At 70.0% G+C, this 14050-nt stretch carries 16 protein-coding genes and 3 pseudogenes; 10 read left to right on the plus strand and 9 right to left on the minus strand.

Going from position 1 to position 14050, the window contains the following annotated elements:
• Positions 1-49: 49 nt before the first annotated feature.
• Both M6G08_RS26260 and M6G08_RS26265 read right to left on the minus strand, forming a co-directional pair.
• On the minus strand, positions 50-652 hold the full coding sequence (locus tag M6G08_RS26260) for a TetR/AcrR family transcriptional regulator (protein WP_272589594.1): 603 nt from the start codon (positions 650-652) through the stop codon (positions 50-52).
• Between the two features lie 1096 nt (positions 653-1748).
• The gene (locus tag M6G08_RS26265; protein ID WP_443048969.1) at positions 1749-2576 is read right to left on the minus strand and encodes a potassium channel family protein; all 828 of its coding nucleotides are present in this window, start codon (positions 2574-2576) and stop codon (positions 1749-1751) included.
• A gap of 178 nt (positions 2577-2754) precedes the next feature.
• Here M6G08_RS26265 and M6G08_RS26270 point away from each other — a divergent pair, with 178 nt between their 5' ends.
• Genes M6G08_RS26270 through M6G08_RS26280 form a run of 3 tightly spaced genes read left to right on the plus strand, consistent with a single transcriptional unit; the run spans position 2755 to position 3954 of the window.
• On the plus strand, positions 2755-3288 hold the full coding sequence (locus M6G08_RS26270; RefSeq protein ID WP_272589596.1) for an RNA polymerase sigma factor: 534 nt from the start codon (positions 2755-2757) through the stop codon (positions 3286-3288).
• Positions 3285-3815 (plus strand): transmembrane transport protein, encoded by a 531-nt coding sequence (locus M6G08_RS26275; RefSeq protein ID WP_272589597.1) that lies wholly within the window; start codon positions 3285-3287, stop codon positions 3813-3815. The genes M6G08_RS26270 and M6G08_RS26275 overlap by 4 nt, the downstream gene beginning before the upstream one ends.
• Before the next feature lies 1 nt (position 3816).
• Entirely contained in the window at positions 3817-3954 is a 138-nt protein-coding gene (locus tag M6G08_RS26280; protein ID WP_272589598.1) for a hypothetical protein, read from the plus strand.
• Positions 3955-4031: 77 nt separating this feature from the next.
• Here M6G08_RS26280 and M6G08_RS26285 read toward each other — a convergent pair.
• From M6G08_RS26285 to M6G08_RS26305, 5 genes and pseudogenes are all read right to left on the minus strand, one after another.
• A pseudogene (locus tag M6G08_RS26285) lies at positions 4032-4187 on the minus strand (IS5/IS1182 family transposase); the annotation flags it as partial.
• A gap of 319 nt (positions 4188-4506) precedes the next feature.
• Complete coding sequence (locus M6G08_RS26290) at positions 4507-4812, minus strand: phosphoheptose isomerase family protein (protein ID WP_272589599.1); 306 nt, start codon at positions 4810-4812, stop codon at positions 4507-4509.
• 275 nt (positions 4813-5087) lie between these two features.
• Positions 5088-5453: a transposase family protein gene (locus tag M6G08_RS26295; protein ID WP_272589600.1), complete on the minus strand. Its 366-nt coding sequence runs from the start codon at positions 5451-5453 to the stop codon at positions 5088-5090.
• 59 nt (positions 5454-5512) lie between these two features.
• Positions 5513-5578: pseudogene (locus M6G08_RS26300) on the minus strand (hypothetical protein); the annotation flags it as partial.
• Positions 5579-5943: 365 nt separating this feature from the next.
• Positions 5944-7338, minus strand: a complete 1395-nt coding sequence (locus M6G08_RS26305; protein WP_272589601.1) for a serine/threonine-protein kinase — start codon at positions 7336-7338, stop codon at positions 5944-5946.
• Positions 7339-7640: 302 nt separating this feature from the next.
• Here M6G08_RS26305 and M6G08_RS36110 point away from each other — a divergent pair.
• The 3 genes and pseudogenes from M6G08_RS36110 to M6G08_RS36115 all read left to right on the plus strand — a co-directional run.
• Positions 7641-7901 (plus strand): annotated as a pseudogene (locus tag M6G08_RS36110) (hypothetical protein); the annotation flags it as partial.
• A gap of 27 nt (positions 7902-7928) precedes the next feature.
• On the plus strand, positions 7929-8366 hold the full coding sequence (locus M6G08_RS26310) for a TetR family transcriptional regulator C-terminal domain-containing protein (RefSeq protein WP_272589602.1): 438 nt from the start codon (positions 7929-7931) through the stop codon (positions 8364-8366).
• 55 nt (positions 8367-8421) lie between these two features.
• Positions 8422-8760, plus strand: coding sequence for an amidohydrolase family protein (locus M6G08_RS36115; RefSeq protein ID WP_443049020.1), 339 nt, complete (start codon positions 8422-8424; stop codon positions 8758-8760).
• A gap of 184 nt (positions 8761-8944) precedes the next feature.
• On the opposite strand, the gene M6G08_RS26320 is transcribed toward M6G08_RS36115, so the two are convergent.
• Positions 8945-9388 carry a MarR family winged helix-turn-helix transcriptional regulator gene (locus M6G08_RS26320; RefSeq protein ID WP_272589603.1) on the minus strand — a complete coding sequence of 148 codons (444 nt, stop codon included), beginning with the start codon at positions 9386-9388 and terminating at the stop codon, positions 8945-8947.
• Between the two features lie 107 nt (positions 9389-9495).
• Between M6G08_RS26320 and M6G08_RS26325 the strand changes: the two genes are divergently transcribed.
• Positions 9496-10053, plus strand: a complete 558-nt coding sequence (locus M6G08_RS26325; RefSeq protein WP_272589604.1) for a quercetin 2,3-dioxygenase — start codon at positions 9496-9498, stop codon at positions 10051-10053.
• Positions 10050-10937 (plus strand): alpha/beta hydrolase, encoded by an 888-nt coding sequence (locus M6G08_RS26330; RefSeq protein ID WP_272589605.1) that lies wholly within the window; start codon positions 10050-10052, stop codon positions 10935-10937. Before M6G08_RS26325 ends, M6G08_RS26330 begins: the two co-directional genes overlap by 4 nt.
• 252 nt (positions 10938-11189) lie before the next feature.
• Here the strand turns inward: M6G08_RS26330 and M6G08_RS26335 are convergent, their stop codons facing one another.
• Positions 11190-11774 (minus strand): PadR family transcriptional regulator, encoded by a 585-nt coding sequence (locus M6G08_RS26335; protein ID WP_272589606.1) that lies wholly within the window; start codon positions 11772-11774, stop codon positions 11190-11192.
• Between the two features lie 109 nt (positions 11775-11883).
• Between M6G08_RS26335 and M6G08_RS26340 the strand changes: the two genes are divergently transcribed.
• Positions 11884-13017, plus strand: coding sequence for an aromatic ring-hydroxylating dioxygenase subunit alpha (locus tag M6G08_RS26340; protein WP_272589607.1), 1134 nt, complete (start codon positions 11884-11886; stop codon positions 13015-13017).
• 1 nt (position 13018) lies between these two features.
• Complete coding sequence (locus M6G08_RS26345) at positions 13019-14029, plus strand: PDR/VanB family oxidoreductase (RefSeq protein ID WP_272589608.1); 1011 nt, start codon at positions 13019-13021, stop codon at positions 14027-14029.
• Positions 14030-14050: the final 21 nt, after the last annotated feature.

Consider the following 14050-nt stretch of genomic DNA (forward strand, 5'->3'; position numbering starts at 1 on the left):
GTTTATCCAAAATTCGGGCATGAAGAAGCGGCGCCGGGCAGCGGCGCTTTCAGTGCAGGAGGGCGCTCAATCCGGTCAGGGCGATCCGGCGGAGCGTCTCGATGTCGACGCCGGTCTGTGCGGTCACGCGCAAGCCCGAGATGACGGTGCTGGCGAGCACCGCCCCGTCGTCGGGATCTACTCCTTCGGAGATCGACCCGTCGATCTGACCGGCCCTGATCGCTCCGGCCAGAAGGGAGAGTCTCTCGCGTAGGTCGCGGTCGAGGATTCGGGTCACTCGCTCGTCCCGCTCGCGCAGGTCCGGGTTCATGAGGCTCTGTACGACCATGCAGCCGGCCGCATGGCCGCGGTTCGCCGCCTGCAGCTCCTCGTCCACGATGACGTCGACGAGGGTGCGCAACCTCTCAGCGCCCGTCAGCTCGTCGTCGGCGAGGATCGTCGATTGGCGCGCTCCGGTCGTCGCGACGTAGTGCTGCAGGGCCCGCACAAACAGCTCGTCCTTGGAGACGAACGCGTTGTACAGGCTGCTGCGACGCACGCCCGCCGCCTCGCAAAGCTGCTCGGTCGAGGTCTCGGCGAAACCGTGCACGCGGAACTCACGCGCTGCGGCGTCAAGCACTGCGGTCTCGTCGAACGTGCGCGGTCTGGCCATGAGGCGAACCTAGCATGTTTTGGATGGCGCAATCCATAACTGTCACTTCCAAGCCCGAGACGCCTCGACGACCGTCACACCGGCAGGCGCCGCCTCCTGAGTTCATCCAGAAGAGGAAGGGTGTTCCGGTCGGTGGCTGACCAGGTGATGCCGGTGCCGCCATGGGGGGCCCGGGCCAGGGCCACTGACCCCCGATGAGATGTGAACAGCCCTGCAAGCCTGTTCGTAGCCGAACCGCCGGTCGGGGACCATCTCGACGACGCGCTCGCGGCAGCACACACGTCCAGCGGGGGAACGGATGGTGCACAGGCCATCCACTCGTGCCGGTCGGTCGCCCCCCGGCAGGCACATCCCGCTCGACGTCCGCGTAGGCGGACCCACGCCGGCCAGGTATCTGCATCAGGGAGCGCCGCGTAGTCCAGGGCGGCAGAGGCCGATGAATGCGAAGACTCGATGATAGCGAGGGGCGACACTCGGGCAACAGTGGACCGCCCTTCACCAGGACCGTGTTACGAGCTCGTATATCACTACCGTCGATATTCGACCCAGTGTGGACGAGCCGGGCAAAGGCCGGGGCTCTGGATCCATTACGGCCCCGTAGGGGCTACGGCTTTCCGGTGGCTGTGATGAAACGGATGCCTGCGGCTGCCAGCAGCACCGCTGTCAGGGCCGCGGGGGTACTGTTCGACAGGCTGCCGGCCACGGCCCCCACGACCCCGGTTCCCGAGGTCGAACTTCTTGCCTGCGCCGTGGGGGAACCGGGCAAGGAACGGCAGCACGACCGCGAATATCCCGAGTTCGGTCAGCAGAGACGAGAATCCCAAGGGAAGCCGGCCGGCCGGGATCAGCGCATCGGGAGGCGGTTCGGGAAGTCCGGGTACGTTGGGACGCGCAGATGTCCCGCTGGACGACGACGAGCGCTCTGAAGCCCAGCGTCACGCGTTCCTCCGTGGACGGCACCGACATGATTCCACGACGACCGGCGGCGGTCCGTGAATGCTGCATACGCCCGCAAGCACGGGCTGACCGACGCCAGCTGAGTGCCGCGGCGCCTGTGCGCCGGAAGGGCCGGGAGTCGGCCACCGTGCCGACGACATCACCGAGGGGGTGACAGACGTCCCGCATGCGGGCCGGCACCCTGGAGGCCGGTCGTGAGCTCCTTGGACCCGGCGTCGGCCTGTCGCAGTTCCGCCACCTCCGCCCGCAGCGCTCGGACCTCCTGCGTCAGGGCGCGGATGGCCTGCGACTGACGCTGCCCCTCCAGGTCCTCCCGCTCGAACCTGGCGATGAACCAGGCCGCGATGTTCGCTGTCACCACACCCAACAGGGCGATACCCGACAGCATCAGGCCAACGGCCAGCAACCGCCCGACACCAGTCGTGGGAGCGAGGTCTCCGTAGCCAACGGTTGTCATGGTCGTGAAGGACCACCACATGGCGTCGCCCAGTGTCCGAATGTTTCCCTCGGGTGCGTTCCGCTCCACCGACAGCACAGCCAGCGAACCGAACACAAGCAGCACCAGCACAGCGCCGGCGACGTAGGTCGTCAGCCGGACCTGCGAGGCCATCCGAGCTCTGCGCCCCACCAGGAGCAGGGTGGAGACCAGTCGGAGCAGCCGTAGCGGCTGCAACAGAGGCAGCGCCACCGCGCACAGGTCCAGCCAGTGAGTGCGGACGAACGCCATTCGTTCGGGGGCGAGGCGCAGTCGGATCAGGTAGTCGGCGGTGAACGCTCCCCACACACACCACTCGACGACCTGGCATGCCCGCCCCACTGCCGGGCTCGTCGAATCGTCCACAATCGGCACGGCGTAGGCGACTGCGAAGGCGACGGCGAGCACCAGCAGCGGTCGCTGGCTGCGCCGCTCCCAACGAGCCTGAGCGGTGTCTTCCTGGGGGCACTCGTCCGTATTCACGCTCAGCATCGTATGCAGGCTCCACAGTCCGGGGTGTCGGCGGCCTGCGGCACATCGCGGTCGGCGGCCCGCGGTCTGCGGCGTCTCGCTTCGTTGAGGGTTCACAATGCCTTGGGCTGCTCCGTGAACCTTTCCGCTCGGAATGCCGACTGTCGGTGTGACGGGCGATGCGGTGCGTGGAGGTGTGGTGGGCAACGACGGGTTGCTGGTCGTGCGCTGCCAGCTCGGGGAGCGGGAGGCGTTCCGCGAGCTGGTGGGCGTCTGGCACGGCCCGCTGTGGCGCTATGTCCGGGGCATGGTCGGCTCGCCCCATCTCGCGGACGACCTCTCTCAGGAGGTGTGGGTCGCCGTGATGCGCGGTCTGCCACGGCTGCGGCAGCCGGGGCGGTTCGCCCCTTGGCTGTTCACCATCGCCCGGCGCACGGTCGCCGACCATCTGCGACGGACCTACAAGGCGCCAGAGGCTTCCATGGACGAGGCCTCGACCGTCGTCGCCGGTGACGAGCTCGGTCTGGTGCTCACCACGATGCAGATCGAGGCCGGCCTGGCCGCCCTGCCACCCGTGGAGCGCGAGGTGCTGATCCTCTTCCATCTTGAGGATCTGCCGCTGGCCACGTGCGCGGACGTGCTCGGCGTACCGGCCGGCACGGTCAAGAGCAGGCTGCACCGCGCCCGGCGCATGCTGCGCCACCACCTTGCCGAGAAGGGCTACGAGGCATGAGCGAGCGGAATCGGGCAGCGCGGCGGACCGTGCCGGAGCGGCTGGAGCACACCCTGGCCACGGAGGTGTCACTGCGCTCCCGGCTGCGTCATGTCGCGGTGGGCCTGGCCGGAACATGCGGCGCGGCCTTGATCGCGGTGCTGTGGGTGACCGAGCCGAGTACTCTGCCGACGCGTACTCGGGCCGTGTTCGCCGGGTTGATCGCCGTCGGGCTGGCCTGGGCCGTCTTCGCCGGCTGGGTGCTGAGCAGGCGGCGGCCCCTCTTCGCCCAGGACCGGGTGCTGTCCGCCCGGATCGCACTGGTGGCGACCGTGTTCACCGCCCTGGCCGGGGTGGCGCTGGCCGCGGCGCGCGGCACCGGCGCCGACCTGGCGGCCACCGCCGCGGGCGGAGGTGTTTTCACGGCCACCGCGGCGCTCGCCCTGGTGCGGGCGCAGCGCCGCCGCGGTGCACTACTGCGGCTGCGGGATGCCTTGCGGCAAGACGACGCGGAGCAACCGGATTCACCCCCTACCCCAGGAGACTGACATGGGCGACAAGAACGCACCCATCGGCCCGCTGGCCCTCACGCTCCGCATCTGCGGTGCACGCGGGCGCACCGTCACGGTGGTGGCGGCCCTCGCTTGTACCGGACTGCTGATCGGCGTCTGCCTGCTCCTGACCTGAGATGGCGGCCCAGGGCCGAACCACTCCGTCAGCGCAGCAGCGGGCTGCGACGCCACGGGCAGCGGCAGCAACGTGGCCAGGCGCCCCTCGAGCGTCGGCCGCCACGGCCGAACACGCCGAACGCCGCAACCTCGGCGCCGTACCAGTGCCACCAGCGCCGCGAACTGCAGCTCGGTCAGACCCGCGAACGGCTCGATCCACTTCGGATCATCTGCCGAGATCGCCCCACCCATACCCGACCGACGCACCACTCCCCCGCTCGGCACGTCCGCAGGAAACCGCAGGATCGCAGGAGGCTTCGGCGCCACCCTCGGCATCGGCACCATCGCCGGCTTCTACCCCGCCATCCGCGCCTCTCGCCTCTCACCCACTCTCGCCCTCCACTCCGCCTGACCCCGCAAACCCGCGAAGCCAGGCCCTGCGGCAACTCACAGGTGAGCGAGCAGGTCCGCGAGGGGGCCATCCTGCTCGGCAAGCAGGGCCGGAAGCTGCGCGACGTCATCGGTGCCGACGCACAGTGCCGCCGATCGCTCGCCCGGTTCAGGGCATCCGTCATGCAGGCCGCCCGCGTAGTGGGCCTCCAGCTGCGCGCTGCGTTCGAAGCTGCCCCGGGACGTTGGCGGAGAGGTAGGCAGGAATGACGTGGCCCTCGGCCAGGAGCAGGGCCACGCTCTCGGCCACCACCATCTGCGCGAGGGTGGTGGAGACGATCGTGGAGACTCCGCCCAGACTGCCTTCGCCGGGCGGAGGCAAGAGCGCATCGCCGGCGGGCGCGCAGTTGTCGAGCACCGCGTCGGCGGGGCCCGCGAGCCGCTTCCCGCTGGCGTGCAGGCCGGGGACGGCGCGGGTGTGCTCCATCGAATCTGCTCGACGCGCTGATCGACTACTGGCAGCAGTGCCGGGACCGCGCGACACCACTGCGCGCTCAGAACCGTGTGGCAGAAGAACCAGCCGAAGAAGACCGGCTACCGCTCTCCCTCCTGGTCAGCGGACTCAAGGCTTCCAGGCCGGCGTCATCGCCGCGCGGCGCGGCTGGCTGTGACAGCCTGCGGGGCCGGGCACGTCAGACGATGAGGGTTCCCTCACAACCGCTCGATGCGCAGCCATGTTGCCCAGATTGAAGCGATGACCGATCAGCTCCCCCCTCCCCCCGAGGACGGCGACGTCGTTCGCCGGCGACGTGTCGACGACATCCGCCAACTGGTCACCGTCGCGTGGGTGATGTCCGCGCAGCTTGCGGGCCTGGCGGGACCGCACCACAGCACGCGGCCTTCGCCGTCCGTGACCGCCATGGACTTGACGGCGTTCTGCTTGTTTTCGCCGGAGACGAACTTGTCGCGGTCCTGGCGCCCGGCGGCGGGCCGACGGACCCGGACCTCGGTGCCGTCGACGATGCCCGTCGTACCGCTCGCGCCGAGGTGGTCGACGACGTCGGCCGAAGACCGCAGCCGTACGTCAGGGCTGACGGTGCAGCCTCGCTCGGCGAGCAAAGGCCGCACGGCCGCACCTCACCGACGGCCCGGGTGATCGTGAGGCGGTCGACACCGAACCATGAGGCCGGCACGTCGTGCGTGGTGGTATGCCGGAGGTGCACGGGCGTGGCCAGAAGCCGGTCGACGAACATCAACCGGTGCTTCGCGCCGGCGCCCACAGCGCGCTTCCGCGAACGGGACACAAGCTCGGCCTGGTGCCGTTCGTGCCACAACGGGCCGAGCTCCGCGACCGGTTCAGCGATCACGTTGGCCGGCAGGCCCGTGATCCTCCGGGGCGCCGATGGTCATTACAGGAGATGCGTTCCCCACCGCATGGGCATGATCGATGATCAGAAGCTCGACGTCTCACCGCTTACCGTGCACGAGCTCGTTATAGAGGATGAGGACCCTTCCCCTGGTTAACGAAGCATCCAGTGTCCAGGTGTCGGGATCTCGGGGATCGCTCCAGTTGTCTTCGCCAACCCGGAACAGCGTCCTGTGGACCAGCCTCCCGGGCTCAATCCGTTCGGAAGGGTCTCAATGACGGCCAGTCGGTGAGGGGGCGGGGTTCTTGGAGGCGGCCCTTGCCGGAGCGGTCGCCCGCGATGTGCACGAGCAGGTACTCATCGCCGGAGAAGACCCAGAAGCGATGAGCGTCACCGGGAACCGGCAGGACCGCGTCGATCCCGCTCGTGAAACTGTCCAGGCCACCGAAGGTCTTGCGCCACTGCGCGATCGGGGAAGGCCCGCCCACCCGCCGCGCCGACGCCGGGTCCGCACCCGTCTCGACGACCATGTACTCGCTGCCGGCGAACACCCAGAACCTGCCCTGCACACCCGGAACCGGCATCACCGCGTCCACCCTCGAGACCGTATGGGCGCCGGTGGACGCCTGCCCGGTCTGCTCGGGCGAAACCGGGCCGGAGTCGTCTCCGACGACGGATGCGGTCACACCCGCTCCGGCGACGAGCACCGCCACGGCGATCGCCCCTGTGATCGCCGTGCGCCGCCGGCTCGCCCCCGCACTCGCCGTGCGCCGCCGGTTCGCGCCCGGGGGCCGCACCGACTGCCGCAGTGTGGCCTGCACCGTTTGGGGAGCGCCGTCGACTATCGACTGCAGCGCGTCTGCGAGCTGTGCGCTGGACGGGCGCTTGGCGGGGTCCTTGTCCAGCAACTGCTCGATGACGTCGCCCAGCGGGCCGGGGACGTGGACGGAGGGCGGTTCGAAGGCGACGGCGAACGAGGTGGCCGTGAGGTCCCCGCGAGCGAAGGGGGACTGACCGGAGGCGAGGAAACACAGGGTGACACCGAGGGAGAACAGGTCGCTGGCCGGTCCGACGGGCTGATCGCGCAGGCGTTCCGGGGCCATGTACTCGGGTGAGCCGACCACGGCCCCCGTGCCCGTGAGACCCGTGTGACCGGACAGGGCCGCGATACCGAAGTCGGTGAGCACGCTGCTGCCGTCCGCACGCAGAAGCACGTTGGCCGGTTTCACGTCACGGTGCAGCGCACCGGCCGCGTGGACCGCGTCCAGAGCGGACAGGACCTCCAGGCCGACGCGGGCTGTCTCCACCGGCGACAGGAGCCCGCTCGATCGCACTCGCTCACTCAGCGAGCCACCCGGCACCAGTTCCATGACGATCCACAGACCGCCGTCGAACTCCAGCAGATCGTAGATGTCGATGACATGCGCGTGCGTCACCCGGGCGATCGCCCGCGCCTCCGACAGCACACGCCGCATCGACGCCTGCTGCTCGTACCCCCCACCTGCGGCGTGGAGTTCCTTCACGGCCACCGTCCGCTGCAACAGATGGTCCCAGGCACGCCACACCGTGCCCATACCGCCGCTGCCCAGCCGGTCGGCGAGCACGTACCTGTCGGCGACGACTCGCCCGCCCACACTTTCGATCACGACCAGACAATGTACATGTCGACTTCCGAGGCGATTCGGGTGGTCACCCGCGGAGCCCGGATGACGAAAGCGGACTGGAACGCGCAGGCGTCGCCCGCAAGGGCGCGGCCGTGGCCGCGGGTCTGCGGCAGTAGCGCTGGAAGCAACTTGGCCGCCTCATGCGGGGACAGCCCGATCGGTCCATACGGGAACCGCAGCGGGTGGCAGGTTGCCGGGCCGTGAAGGCCCCCTTGCGCGCCTCGCGCACTACGGGGCCTGTGGGCTGATCGCCGCGCATCCCCCGCGCCGTCACTAGGTATTGGTTGCATAATGGCTCGCACCGAACGGAGTCGGCGGCGCGGCATCTCCCCCACGGCAGCAGCACTCCCGCGCCGGCCGGCGACGGCACTCGGTACGGTTGTCCGCATGGGGGCACCACGGGGGCCGCGGGGCGGCTGCGCAACGGGGCTGGCGCGGCGCAACCAGATCCTCGAGGCCGCGCTGCTGCGCCTCGGCCAGGACGGTTACCGCCAGCCTCGCTGGCCGCTGTCGCCCGCGACGCCGGAATCACCGACGCCGGACTCCTCCACCACTTCCGCGACAAGCAGCAGTTGCTGCTGGCCGTCGTGCAGTACTGGCACCAGCGGCTCGACGAGCAGTGGGCACGCGTGTCCGACTCGGTAAGGGACGCCTTCCGCCGCCACTTGGACGACACCGCCGACATCCTCACCATGCCGGGAATCCTCGAACTCGCCGTCGTGGTGGGTGCCGAGGCCACGGCACGGGACCACCCCGCGCACGACTTCTTCTCCCAGTGGCAGGAGAAGGGCGTGCGGGAACTCGCGGACCGCTTGCACGTCGGCGCCGCGACGGGCGAGCTCAAGTCGAACCTGGACCCTGAGAGCATCGCCCGGGAGTGCGCGGCGCTCGACTCCGGCCTGCGGGTCCAGTGGCTGACCAGCGGACGTTCCTTCGATCTGGTCGCCGTGATGCGCTCGCACCTGGACCGCCTGATGCGCCAGATCTCCGCCGACGGCGAGGGGCTGTAGCGCACAGGGAAACACCGCACTGGCCCTGCGGAACCCGGACCGCGCCGCGGCCGAGCTGGAACGAGCCGTCACCCAACTCGGCCTGCGAGGTGCCCTGATCAACGGTCACACGCACGGCGAACACCTGGACGCGGACAGGTTCCGGCCTGTGCGGGAGTGTGCCGAGGCTCTCCGCGTGCCGATCTACCTGCACCCTGCCAGCTCCTACGACGTGTGGCACAGCCTGCGCGGCCACGAGGAACCGATCGGGCCGCCACCCTCGCCCTCGGCCACATGGGCGAAGGGCCACCCGGCCACCTGTGGCGCCTCGACAGCCGATGGCGCTTCCTCAACCAACGCGGCATCCACCTGGCCGAGCCACGCCCCTCGGACTACATCCGCAGCAACATCGTGATCACCACCAGCGGCGTCTGCGCACACGCCCCTCTGCTCGGCAGGAGGCCGTCCGCTTCATCGAGACCGCCCCGATCAGCGAGGCCGACCGCGCCAAGATCTGCCATCTCAACGCCCAGCGCTTGCTGGGCCTCTGATCAGCCGGGCTCTCGCGCGGCAGGGAAACCGGCGCCACGGCGGCGGCCTCATGGTGAGCCGGGCACCGGTGGCCGCCCCCACGAAGTCTCCAGCGTCGCCCGCAGGGCGTCGACCGCCTCACGGCCGATGCGCTCGGCGAGCTGCTCCTCCAGCCGTTCGAGGATGACGCCGGCCTGCCGGTGGGCGCGTTCTCCCTCCTGGGTGCGCCGGATCAGCCGCTGCCGGGCGGACGCGGGGTGCGGGACCTGTTCGAGCAGTCCGGCGGCGACCAGGCCGTGCACGGCCTGGTGCGCGGTCTGCCGGGTGACACTCATGCGCCGGGCCAGTTCGGACACCGTGGTGCCCTGGTCGTCCAGTACGGCGAAGAGCTGGGCCTGCGTCGCGGACACCGGGGCGGCTCCGGCTGCGTCCATCGCGGCCGACAGTCCTTCTTCGAACCAGCGCCGGGCCTCGCCGAGCAGCTGAGGGAGGTTGCGGCGGGTGGACTGCATCTGTTCCTCACGACGGGGCCGGGCTCGTACCGAGAGCTTGTCTTCCCCCACCCTCTCATGTCAGGGTGCCTGACATAAATCGCCCGTCGTCGATCCGAGGAGACGGTATGACCATCGAGTACGCCACCCGCTACCGGCAGGCATCGCGCATTCCCCCGGAGCCCGGCAAGCCGTACTTCATAGAGAAGGGCGAAGGGGACCGCGCCCACCTGTTCGGCGATCTGATCACCATCTACGCGGGCGGCGAGCAGACCGAGAACACCTTCAACTTCTTCACCGTCGAAGGCCCCAGGGGCGACATCATCCCGGCCCACCTGCACACCGACACGCACGAGGTCTTCTACATCACCCAGGGCGCCGTTCGGCTGTTCGTCGAGGACACCGAAGGCGTTCAGCAGGAGAAGCTGCTCACCCCCGGCGACTTCGGCTTCGTACCCAAGAACTGCCGGCACGCCTACCGCATGGAGCGCCACCACAGCCAGGTCGTGGGCGTCGCCGCCGGCCCGGGCGGCACCTTCGAGCGGTTCTTCGAGAACCTGGGCGAGCCCGCGGAGCAGCTCGGCCTGCCGCACCAGCCCGTGGTCCCGGCCCCCCACAAGTTCGCCGGCGTCCCCGAGCAGTACGACGTGCGCTTCCTGCCGGACCACCAGTGGCGTACGCGATGACGGCGACCGGGCCCTCGCTGCGGGACCTGATCGCCGCACCTCACCCCGACCAGGCTCCGCTGCCGCCCGCTGCCCCCAGCGAGCCCGGCGTGGTCGAACTGCGCGGCGTGCCGTACGCCGAAGTCGAGAGCAACCGCCCCCTGGAACTCGATCTCTGGCTGCCCGGAGCACCCCGGACAGGCCCTCTTCCGCTGGTGCTGTTCGTACACGGCGGCGCCTGGCGACGAGGCCGGCGCGACGACATGGGGATGCGCACCCGCCATTGGTCTCCCCGGCCCTTCGCCCGCATCGCGGCTGCGGGCTTCGCCGTCGCCTGCGTCGACTACCGGCTCAGCGGCGAGGCCACCTTCCCCGCCCCACTCGACGATCTGCGCGCCGCCCTGCGCTGGCTCACCCTGCGTTCCGCCGAACTCGGCGTCGACACCGGCACAACGATCGTGTGGGGCGAGTCCGCCGGCGGACATCTCGCCTCACTCCTCGCCCTGACCCACGCCGACCCGAAGCCGGCCGGCGCCGTGGTCTGGTACGGACCGAGCGACCTCACCACGGCACGGGGCCGCTTCACTCCCGAGGACGCCGCCACCCCCGAGGCACTCATGCTCGGCACGGCCCCGGCCGCCGCCCCGGAGCGTGCCCGTGCGGCCAGCCCGCTCGCCCGCGTCCACGCGGACGCGCCACCGTTCCTCCTCGTCCACGGGGACGAGGACACCATGGTCGACTGCTCACACAGCCGATCCCTCGCCTCGGCACTGGAGAAAGCCGGGGCGCCGGTCGAGCTGTGGACGGTTCAGGGCGCCGACCATGGCTGGCACGGACTGCCCGACGACCAGGTGGAGGAGCTCTTCACCCGCTCCCTGGCGTTCGCCCATCGCCTCGCGGCCTGACGAACGCCTGCCGCCCCGGGTGCCCCGCACCCGGGCCCGCGGCTTCAGCAGGCGGTGGCCTCCGCCGCGCGAACCGATGCCTGCCCGGGCCGGCCGAGGCAGGCGATTCCCTGCCTCGCTGCTGGTGTGGGCGGGTCTCCCCGGGATGGAGATCGTCTGACGCGTGCTTCTGTCCGGCTCCGCCCGAACGGGGGTGCATCCCAGAAAGGCCGGCTGCCCGTAGACGGGGCCGAAACGAGCTCGGCGATGGACTCAGGAGTCGTGCAACTCGTCGACGAGCGCGAAACCGTCCGCGATCCAGGCGAGCTCGGTGCGGGCGCGGGCGATGAGGCCGTCGTAGGCGTACACCTTGTAGCGCACCGCGAGCTCGGCCTCGCGCCCGGTCAGCTTGGACAGGCGTGCCGCCAGGGTGGGGTGGGTGCGGTCCACGAGCGCGGCCCGGGTGCCTTCGAGCAGGCTCAACTGCTCCTCCCAGTACACCTGCTGCTGCCGGAGCTGCTCACGCACCGACGCGGGCTCGGCGAAGTCGAAGTAGGCCGCTTTCAGATACGCCGGGTCGCGTTGCCGCTGAGGTGCCAGCGGGGACCCCATCCACTCCCGGAAGTCGGCGAGGCCGGCGTCGGTGACGTGGTACTCCTTCTTCGTCCCCTTCTTGCCCCAGGGCACCTCGACCGAGGTGAGCAGCCCGCCGCGCTCCATCCGGTTGAGCTCGGGATAGATCTGCGAGTCCGGGGCGTGCCAGACATGGGCGACCGAGCGACTGAAGCTCTTCGAGATGTCGTAACCGGTCATCGGACGACCGGTGAGCAGCGCGATCAGCGCGTAGCGCAGTGACAAGGCACTTCCCCCCTCCGGATTTCCCAGGCTACCGACTATTGCCATCTCACTATATCGATAGTTAGTTTGTGGCGCGCGCAACACATACCTCTCTCCATAGGGAGTTCTCATGCCCCGCACCGCTCACCTCCCCACGGACACCGCGCCACCGGCCACCGCTGCCGCGAAGATCTTCAACTATCCCCGCAACGCCTGGTACGTCGCCGCCTGGGACCACGAGGTCACCGGCAAGCAGCCGCTGGCCCGTACGGTGGCCGGCGTGCCGCTGGCGTTGTGGCGCAACACCGAGGGCCGCGCAGTCGCTCTCGCGGACGCCTGCTGGCACCGGCTCGCGCCGCTGTCGAAGGGCAAGATCCTGGGCGACGAGCTGCAGTGCCCGTACCACGGTCTGCGCTACAACTCGACCGGTCGCTGCACCGGAATGCCCGCACAGGAGACCATCAATCCCAGCGCGGTGGTCCCCTCCCACCCCGTCGTCGAGCGTTACCGGTACGTCTGGGTCTGGGTCGGCGATCCGGACCTGGCCGATCCGGCCACCGTGCCCGACATGCACCAGATGGACGACCCGGCCTGGGCCGGCGACGGCGAGACCATCCACGCCGACTGCAACTACCAGCTCATCCTCGACAACCTCATGGACCTCACCCACGAGGAGTTCGTGCACTCCTCCACCATCGGCCAGGAAGAGTTGTCCGAGGCCGAGTTCGACGTGACCCATGAGGGCGACACGGTGACCGTCACCAGGTGGATGCGCGACATCGACGCCCCGCCGTTCTGGCTGAAGAACATGCGGGACAAGTTCCCGGGCTTCTCCGGCAAGGTCGACCGCTGGCAGATCATCACCTTCGAGGCGCCGGGCACGATCCGTATCGACGTCGGCGTGGCGAAGGCGGGCACCGGTGCGCCCGAGGGGGACCGCAGCCAGGGCGTCAACGGGTACGTGATGAACACGATCACCCCCGAGACCGACCGCACCTCCCACTACTTCTGGGCGTTCATGCGCAACTACCGCCTGGACAGCCAGACCATCACCACCCAGCTGCGCCAGGCGGTGCACGGGGTCTTCGGCGAGGACGAGGAGATGCTGCGCGCCCAGCAGCGCGCCATCGACACCAACCCCGAGCACGAGTTCTACAGTCTCAACATCGACGCCGGCGGTATGTGGGTACGCCAGATCCTCGAGCGCATGCTCGCGGCCGAGGGACTCTCCTCCTCCGCGCCGGCCGCCGGTCAGGGGGCCTGAGATGGCGGTGCAGACACAGACCCGCCGGCAGCGGGCCCGGGTGGTCGAGGTCTCCGACGTCGCCGACGGGATCCGCCGCATCGTTCTGGCCCCCGAGCGGCCCGAGCACGCCGCGCCTGGAACACACGTCGATGTGGACATCAAGACCGGGGACGGCTCTCGCCGGGTGCGTTCCTACTCCGTGGTGCGTTCCGAGGACGGCGGCCGCCGCCTCACGCTCAGCGTGCGGCTCTCCCCGACCTCGTCCGGTGGCTCGGCGGCGATGCACCGACTGCGGGTCGGGGACGAGCTGACCGTCACCGGGCCGCTGCAGAACTTCCCGCTCGCGGTCGGCGCCACTCGCTACGTACTCGTCGCCGGCGGCATCGGCGTCACCGCACTGGTGGCCATGGCCTCCGCGCTGCGCCGGCGCGGTGCCGACTACCAGCTGGTGCTCGTCGGCCGCAGCCGCGCCTCGATGGCGTACGTCGACGATCTGGTCGCCGAGCACGGCGACCGTGTCCGCGTCCACGTCGACGACGAGGGCACCCCGCTGGCGGTCGACGACCTCGTCGCCGGTATCGCCCGGACACCCGCCGCCGCGGGCACCGAGCTCTACATGTGCGGCCCGATCGGACTCATGAACGCCGTCTCGGGCAGCTGGGCCGAGCACGACCTGCCGGCGACCAACTTGCGCTTCGAGACCTTCGGTTCCAGCGGCCGGTACCCGGCCGAGGAGTTCCTGGTACGCCTCCCCGACCTCGACCGGGAGATCACCGTCGCACCCGACACCTCGATCCTCGACGCCCTCGAGGCAGCCGGGGTCGACACGCTCTCGGACTGCCGCAAGGGCGAGTGCGGGCTGTGTCTGGCGAAGGTGGTCGACTCCACCGGCACCATCGACCACCGCGACGTCTTCCTGAGCGAGTCCCAGAAGGAGCGCTCCAACAGGCTGTGCCTGTGCGTCTCGCGAGCAGTGGCATCCGGCAGCGGCCCGGGCGATCCCGCTGTCCTCTCCCTCCGCCTCACCTGAGCCGGTGCACCACCGGGTCCC

The organism is Streptomyces sp. M92 (assembly GCF_028473745.1).
In the GTDB taxonomy this organism is placed as follows: Bacteria; Actinomycetota; Actinomycetes; order Streptomycetales; family Streptomycetaceae; genus Streptomyces.

Coding starts and splice junctions, on each gene's coding strand:
- M6G08_RS26330 (WP_272589605.1), top strand. CDS start 10,050: ATGACGGCGACCGGGCCCTCGCTGCGGGACCTGATCGCCGCACCTCAC.
- M6G08_RS26280 (WP_272589598.1), top strand. CDS start 3,817: ATGGGCGACAAGAACGCACCCATCGGCCCGCTGGCCCTCACGCTCCGC.
- M6G08_RS26345 (WP_272589608.1), top strand. CDS start 13,019: ATGGCGGTGCAGACACAGACCCGCCGGCAGCGGGCCCGGGTGGTCGAG.
- M6G08_RS26260 (WP_272589594.1), bottom strand. CDS start 652: ATGGCCAGACCGCGCACGTTCGACGAGACCGCAGTGCTTGACGCCGCA.
- M6G08_RS26275 (WP_272589597.1), top strand. CDS start 3,285: ATGAGCGAGCGGAATCGGGCAGCGCGGCGGACCGTGCCGGAGCGGCTG.
- M6G08_RS26325 (WP_272589604.1), top strand. CDS start 9,496: ATGACCATCGAGTACGCCACCCGCTACCGGCAGGCATCGCGCATTCCC.
- M6G08_RS26340 (WP_272589607.1), top strand. CDS start 11,884: ATGCCCCGCACCGCTCACCTCCCCACGGACACCGCGCCACCGGCCACC.
- M6G08_RS26290 (WP_272589599.1), bottom strand. CDS start 4,812: ATGGAGCACACCCGCGCCGTCCCCGGCCTGCACGCCAGCGGGAAGCGG.
- M6G08_RS26265 (WP_443048969.1), bottom strand. CDS start 2,576: ATGCTGAGCGTGAATACGGACGAGTGCCCCCAGGAAGACACCGCTCAG.
- M6G08_RS26320 (WP_272589603.1), bottom strand. CDS start 9,388: ATGCAGTCCACCCGCCGCAACCTCCCTCAGCTGCTCGGCGAGGCCCGG.